Origin of the sequence: Evansella tamaricis (genome assembly GCF_019042215.1) — a bacterium.
In the GTDB taxonomy this organism is placed as follows: domain Bacteria; phylum Bacillota; class Bacilli; order Bacillales; family Salisediminibacteriaceae; genus Evansella; species Evansella tamaricis.
Genome location: NZ_JAHQCS010000006.1, coordinates 1 through 6,048 on the forward strand (window position 1 = coordinate 1; position 6,048 = coordinate 6,048).

Consider the following 6,048-nt stretch of genomic DNA (forward strand, 5'->3'; position numbering starts at 1 on the left):
AAGATATACCCGTAAGATTGTTAAAAGACCTGCAGCAATTTTGTTGTTTCGTAAGAATTCCATAAACATGTTTCATTCCCCCTAAGGTTAGTTTTATTGTAGGATAGTTTGTAATCAACGTCTTGATGTTCGTTTTGGCTCAGCAAACCCTTTATTTCGGTCTGAAGATCCACATGGCTTTTTCCTGAAAAAATTTTATGAAATAATGGCTATTGAGTAATGTTTTTAAAGGTTGTTTTTACCGTTTGTTTTTGTGAGTGATCACTAACTATCTTCACTCCTAGTATATAACGGATTAGTTTGTGACAACCGGCACATCTGTGAACGCTCTGTTACAGACTTGTGGAGGAATTGTGACTTTAATCACACCACTATCTATTTAGCGTGCCACAATGCCATAATGAGAATGTTTATAAGATATGGATAGGGGGTTTTATTAATTAGCAGTTTACTGATTCTCACTCGTTTAGTGCCGGAACTTGTTCATGGTGACAAGTTCCGGCACTAATTGATTACAATTATTTTAACTGGACCCGTTTAAATGTGTCTGGGTATTTAGCCAGTTCTTGTTGCTCTTCCTTAGAGATCATGTCAGAGATTGGCTTATAGCTGATGGAAATAATACGTTCATTGTCTTCCAATCGGTATGGTGCAAATGCTTTTCCTATGTTCCCGGTCAACTGATTATCCAAAGCTAAGGCCATCACCGGAGCATCACCGGAAAATTGGAAATCCCTCAAGGAAAACATTCTAATATTCTTATTTTTTTGATCTTTGTAATATATCTCACCATTTTTCACATCAAAAACAATGCTCCAATACGTAAATGTAGGGGGAATTTTCTTTCCAATCCAATTCCATATACTTTGAAATGATGGTTTTACAGATACTTCCTCTAGAATTCGAAAGGCTTCTGTGACGTGATACATCTGGGACGGAGGAGGATTTGTTTCTGTTCTTGATGCATTTCCTCCCTTCTGATGCACCTCTTCTACGAGCCGGTATGCCAACGTAAATCGGTCTAATGATGTTGCCTTTCTCGAAAGTCTATCAATTGATTTTTTCCGGAATTGTTGCGCATAGGAGGCCGATTTGTTAAAGCTCGTGTTCGTAATTGTATAGAAGTCACTGTTATCTGTAACTTGGGCAACACCTTCGATAAACTCAATGAGCGCTGTTTTTCCAGATGCATCCATCACTGTATAATGAAGCTCATAAATGGATTTTTCCAAGCGGATCTCATGGAGATGCTTTATCACTTCATCCACCGAGCGATAGTTATCCAACTGATATTGAATCCATTGTAGTTCGTTTAAAGCTGGGCGTTCATCCTTTTGTGGAAAAACACCGTCTTCGTGAAACATCATTGCAATGGTCAGCCCAGTTTCGTTCATACCGCTCATGGGCAGTTCCCTTCCGAACTGGCTAAATGTGACGGTCCCATATTTTGTAATCCAGGCTACCTTCCGCTCTCCCTCTTCTGTGAGGGATTCTTTCTTTAGACCTCTTGGACTTACTACGATCAACCCGTGACCATAATAAAAATCATAGTTCTGTCCCAGTAACAATGTTTCGTCTTTGTTCAACGTAAATGTGGTGCACATTAAAAAAACCTCCTTTAGATTACCTTTCTGTACTACTAAAGTATCAGGAATCCAGGAGATTTTTTTGATCGTGGTTGCTACTTTCTTTGAAAATTGACCTTTATATTTCCCAAAGGCCTCTAGGGTTCTTTTGTGGTTGTTACTGTCATCATCGCTTGTTTATTTAATGGAGAGGGAGATGGTCATTTTGGAATTGTCGTCGTAAGGTCCGCGGAAACCACTGCCGTACTGCTCGATCAAGTAGTCTGTTGTCAGCACTTCAGTCAAGAGGGGGATCCGGTAGCTGTAGATGAAGTGGTAGGTGTTTAGAATCTTCCCTTGCTCGTCTTGAAAAAGTCTTCCGTTGTGGATATACGTGACGACCTTCACGTTTTTTATTTGTTTCCGTATCATTCCATGGGGTAGGTGATAATTCATTTCATTCTCAGGTGTTGGGATTGATTTTGAGGTTTCTGCCGTTTCGTTTTGTTTTTGGGTCATTTGATTCGACAAATTTCGGGAGGTGACAGGCACCTGTTCTACGGCGATCAGTTCTTTAAAGGTGGGGATTTGTTTTTTCGTATCTATGTCATAACATACGCGGTAAATGGTGTTTCCTTTTCGATTGGGAATTTGAGGTGCAACTTGTAGAAATTGTTCCATGGCATGTACAATCGTGTGAACTTGATTGTCATCTGATTCTCTTTCGAATCCTACTAAATGGAGGTTTTCAATGGTTTCCACTGTTTCTTCTACGTGAACTTTTCCTTTAAAGGCTTTCACTTTTAGCTGTAGGGAATCGAGGCTGAGTTTTTTCATTTCGAAATTCAGTTTTCCATTTTTTTGCATTTCTTTTCGATATTTTGCAGGTGTTTGACCAAACCTCTTTTTAAAGTTGCGGGTGAAGACTTCTTGGGAATGAAATCCGTATTTGATTGCAATGGTCAGCATGTCTTCTTCTGTATTTTGAATACGTTCCGCAGCTTTCATTAAAATTCTGCCCTTCACGTATTCTTGGACAGAGTGCCCCACCACGGCCTTAAATAAGCGGTAGAAATGAAATTTTGATATATAGGTGCTGCGAATTCCGTCTTCCACAAGTTGGTTCATGTGGAACTCATTTTCCAGCTCCTTTTCAATGTAATCTCCGAACCGTTGTATCCCCTCAAGATAATTCATTGAACTCACTCCATTACTTGGATTTTAATTCCGATGGAGTTCCACTTCCCCATCACTGATTACCCACGTGGCTCTTTCGTTTTCCGTTGTATACGTAATGTCATATGGTCCGGTTCCAGATGCTACGAAATATAGTGGCGCATGGATTTCTTCTCCTGGTGGCACCATCTCTCCCATGATTTCTTCCAGTGGATAAATATCCAGTTCCCTGCCTCTGGAATCACTGATAGAAAATAAACTAGCGGTGGCATAATTGTTTTCGTCTGATGTATTACGGAAGGTTATTCCTAATCGTACCACGAAACGGGGAGTATATATTTCTTCCTCTAATCTCCTCGTGATCGTTGAACCCCCTGTGATGGAGATTACTTCGTTCTCAAACTCCACCTCATCATTCATGCGAAAGTTGCCTATATATTCTAAATTCTCCTCCCTTTCTCCTTCCCGGGCTGCCAATCGCTCTTCCATGTTTGTTTCATAAGCAAAAAGATTTTCCCCATCAGAGTCCTGGAAGATGATAGTAGGTTCTTGCTGGTTCTGGTAAAACGTCGATGCTTTATAGGCTTCTCGGATATGTGGTTCTACGACGGATCCGATCATATCATATGTAAATGGCATACCTTCGTCAAGTGGATTAAAGGTAATCACAATTGTTTCATGGTCAACCATATAGTTTTCTCCGGTGGCATATGTTTCGTCTTCTGAGACCCAGTGTAAAAATGCGCGAAACTCCGCTTTCGTAAGGCGGATTTCTTTTTCTACCCAATCTTCTAACTTAATGGATGCCCAATCCCTTTCTCTTTTTGGTCCATCCCATTCTTCCTCGTCAGCCGAGGTCAATGTTTCATCGATCGTTGCTTCTTCTCCACCTGTGTCATTTGTCGTTGACTGATTTGGCTGGTCCGATACATTATTGTAGCTGGAGCAAGCCATTGTTGTAAGAATTATCGTTAAAATTATCAGGCTTATTGTAATCCATACCTTCATTTGTGAAAAACCTCCTAAATTCCAAAGAACATTATAACATGAATCGGGAGGTGCCTGTCACTTGTCGAAATCGACAAGTGACAGGCACCTCGCATCTTAATTTTTGTTTCTTTTTACCGGACTATTCTTCTTTTGGAAAAATGTTGTGGAGCTGGATTCTCAAATGGCTTTACTTTTTAACAGAATTTAACCTTTTATATCTATACTTTATATTATTGCGTATGAAAATGAGGTGTTATAGATGAAGCGATTATTGATTGTAATAGTAGGGAGTGTTACTTTCTGTTTGATGAGTGCATGCAGTATTTCCATAGAAGAGTTTGTAGGTAAAGATGTTGATGTGAAAAGTACAGAGACCGCGTCGGAAGAAAAGGGAGTTTCTGAAGAGAACCATGAAGATAATTTACCCACTGTCAGTGTTCTTGATATGAGGGAAGAGGAATTATTGAAAATTGCCAGTTCCATTTATCATGAGGTTGATTTAATCTATCTTGCGAAAACAGAAGAAGAATATGATCAGTTAGTTGAATCCACCTTTATTGATACAGAGTATTATGGGGAAAGGTTATTGGAGTTTTTTGAAGTAGGCGGCCGTTATATGTCCATTGAAACCACTTTGTATGATGAACAAATTCAAATAATTGACGAAAGTTCCTTCGAATACATTCTTAAGTACGAAATGATTGCCATCACAGAAGATGGTCAAGTGGATTTGTATGATCATGGGAACTTCATCCAAATAAATTTCCAGATGGATGAAGGGGGCGAATTTAAGATTAGTGAAATTCCATAGTTTATGGATGTTAGACGCAGTAGTTCAGATATTGTAGAAAAAATTTCAGTTAACATAAAAAACACAATAGAAATATGGGTATAAATAAATGAAAAATCGCACTTTAAATAACAGCTAAATTAACACTTTCAATATAAAGGGGAGCATTCAATGATTATAAAATGAATGCTACTTTTTCTTTTTATTGTAAAAATTTCATATACAATGGGATTAACAAACAATAATAGAGGTGGTTTTTATGGAGATTGAAAATATATTTGGCAATTTACCTACTTTAGAAACAGAACGTCTCTTATTAAGAAAAATAACTTTTGAAGATGTTGAAGATATGTATTACTATGGCTCTAATGAAGAAGTATCTAAATATGTTACTTGGGAAACTCACAAGACATTATCTGATACTAAAGAGTTTGTTGAATTTGTATTAAACCAATATGAGAATAAGAATGTTTCACCTTGGGGGATAGAGTGTAAAGAAAACGGAAAGTTTATCGGAACAATTGATTTTGTCTCGTGGCAACTAAAACATAATGTAGCTGAAATTGGATATGTAATTTCTCAAGATTATTGGGGAAAGGGTATCGCAACAGAAGCCGCAAGTGAAGTTATTAAATTTGGCTTTAACAATATGGAGTTGGTTCGTATTCAAGCAAGATGTTTCGTTGAAAATAGAGGTTCAGAACGAGTGATGGAGAAAACAGGGATGTCTTTTGAAGGTATAATTAGAAAAGGTATGTTCGTAAAAGGAGAACATCAAGATTTAAAAATTTACTCTATTCTAAGAGAAGAGTTCTCCTCTATTTATAAAACTAAAATAGAAAATGAAAATAATTTTTAAGCAACTTGAAATTTCAAGCTGCTTATCTTATATATAATATCCTTTAACTGGAATTCTTTATTTGTAATACCTAAACGTTGTGCAAGAGTAAGTTCTTTTCCATTGGCTGATTTGTAGGTTTCACAAAAGCTGTAGAATGTTCTTAGAATGGTCAATGCGTATTGAGCATACTTCGGATTGAAGTTGGCGTATATATAACTTTTCCATCGCCTCTTCCTGTCATCAAGGGGCTTTCAAGGATAGATAGTCTTCTGCGAATTTGTAAAACTAATTCGTATCGTTTTCATTCACATTCATTAATCTGTAATTCTTGTTTTATCGTCATCATCTTTTTTATTGGATATGAAAAGGCGTCTACATTCTTTAATGTAAACGCCTTTTTCATCTATTTTAAGGGAGTATAGCTAAATTAATTTTATTCCTATCCGATTACTAATGTTAAGCAACTTGGTCCGCTGTTTTACTGAATTTACCTTTGAATACAGTTTCTTTAATGTAAGGCATTACCCAACGGTCGCCACCGATTCGGCCTGCGTTGTATCCAGCAGCAAGGATGAATACGGTCAAAAGAAGCATCCAAGGGTTAGAAGAGATTGTACCTGCGAACATGAACGCGAAGTTCATCATGATTCCGAAAAATGCCGCCGCTGTTGTTAATACACCAAGTA

General features: G+C 37.7%; 5 protein-coding genes and 2 pseudogenes. 2 read left to right on the plus strand and 5 right to left on the minus strand.

Annotated elements, in window-relative coordinates:
- Nucleotides 1-518: 518 nt before the first annotated feature.
- The 3 genes from KS419_RS00205 to KS419_RS00215 all read right to left on the minus strand — a co-directional run bounded on the left by KS419_RS00205 (nt 519) and on the right by KS419_RS00215 (nt 3,749).
- Nucleotides 519-1,604, minus strand: a complete 1,086-nt coding sequence (locus tag KS419_RS00205; protein WP_217064080.1) for a linear amide C-N hydrolase — start codon at nt 1,602-1,604, stop codon at nt 519-521.
- Nucleotides 1,605-1,763: 159 nt separating this feature from the next.
- Nucleotides 1,764-2,762: a helix-turn-helix domain-containing protein gene (locus KS419_RS00210; RefSeq protein WP_217064081.1), complete on the minus strand. Its 999-nt coding sequence runs from the start codon at nt 2,760-2,762 to the stop codon at nt 1,764-1,766.
- Between the two features lie 24 nt (nt 2,763-2,786).
- A complete protein-coding gene (locus KS419_RS00215) occupies nt 2,787-3,749 on the minus strand; it encodes a hypothetical protein (RefSeq protein ID WP_217064082.1) in 963 nt (320 codons plus the stop codon).
- Nucleotides 3,750-3,990: 241 nt separating this feature from the next.
- Between KS419_RS00215 and KS419_RS00220 the strand changes: the two genes are divergently transcribed.
- Together KS419_RS00220 and KS419_RS00225 are read left to right on the plus strand one after the other, a co-directional pair.
- Nucleotides 3,991-4,542, plus strand: a complete 552-nt coding sequence (locus KS419_RS00220) for a hypothetical protein (RefSeq protein ID WP_217064083.1) — start codon at nt 3,991-3,993, stop codon at nt 4,540-4,542.
- A 238-nt stretch (nt 4,543-4,780) separates the two neighbouring features.
- Nucleotides 4,781-5,380, plus strand: a complete 600-nt coding sequence (locus KS419_RS00225) for a GNAT family N-acetyltransferase (RefSeq protein ID WP_217064084.1) — start codon at nt 4,781-4,783, stop codon at nt 5,378-5,380.
- Here KS419_RS00225 and KS419_RS24700 read toward each other — a convergent pair.
- Nucleotides 5,377-5,680 (minus strand): annotated as a pseudogene (locus tag KS419_RS24700) (insertion element protein); the annotation flags it as partial. The gene KS419_RS00225 and the pseudogene KS419_RS24700 sit on opposite strands and share 4 nt — an antisense overlap.
- Nucleotides 5,681-5,818: 138 nt before the next feature.
- A pseudogene (locus KS419_RS00230) lies at nt 5,819-6,048 on the minus strand (Crp/Fnr family transcriptional regulator); the annotation flags it as partial.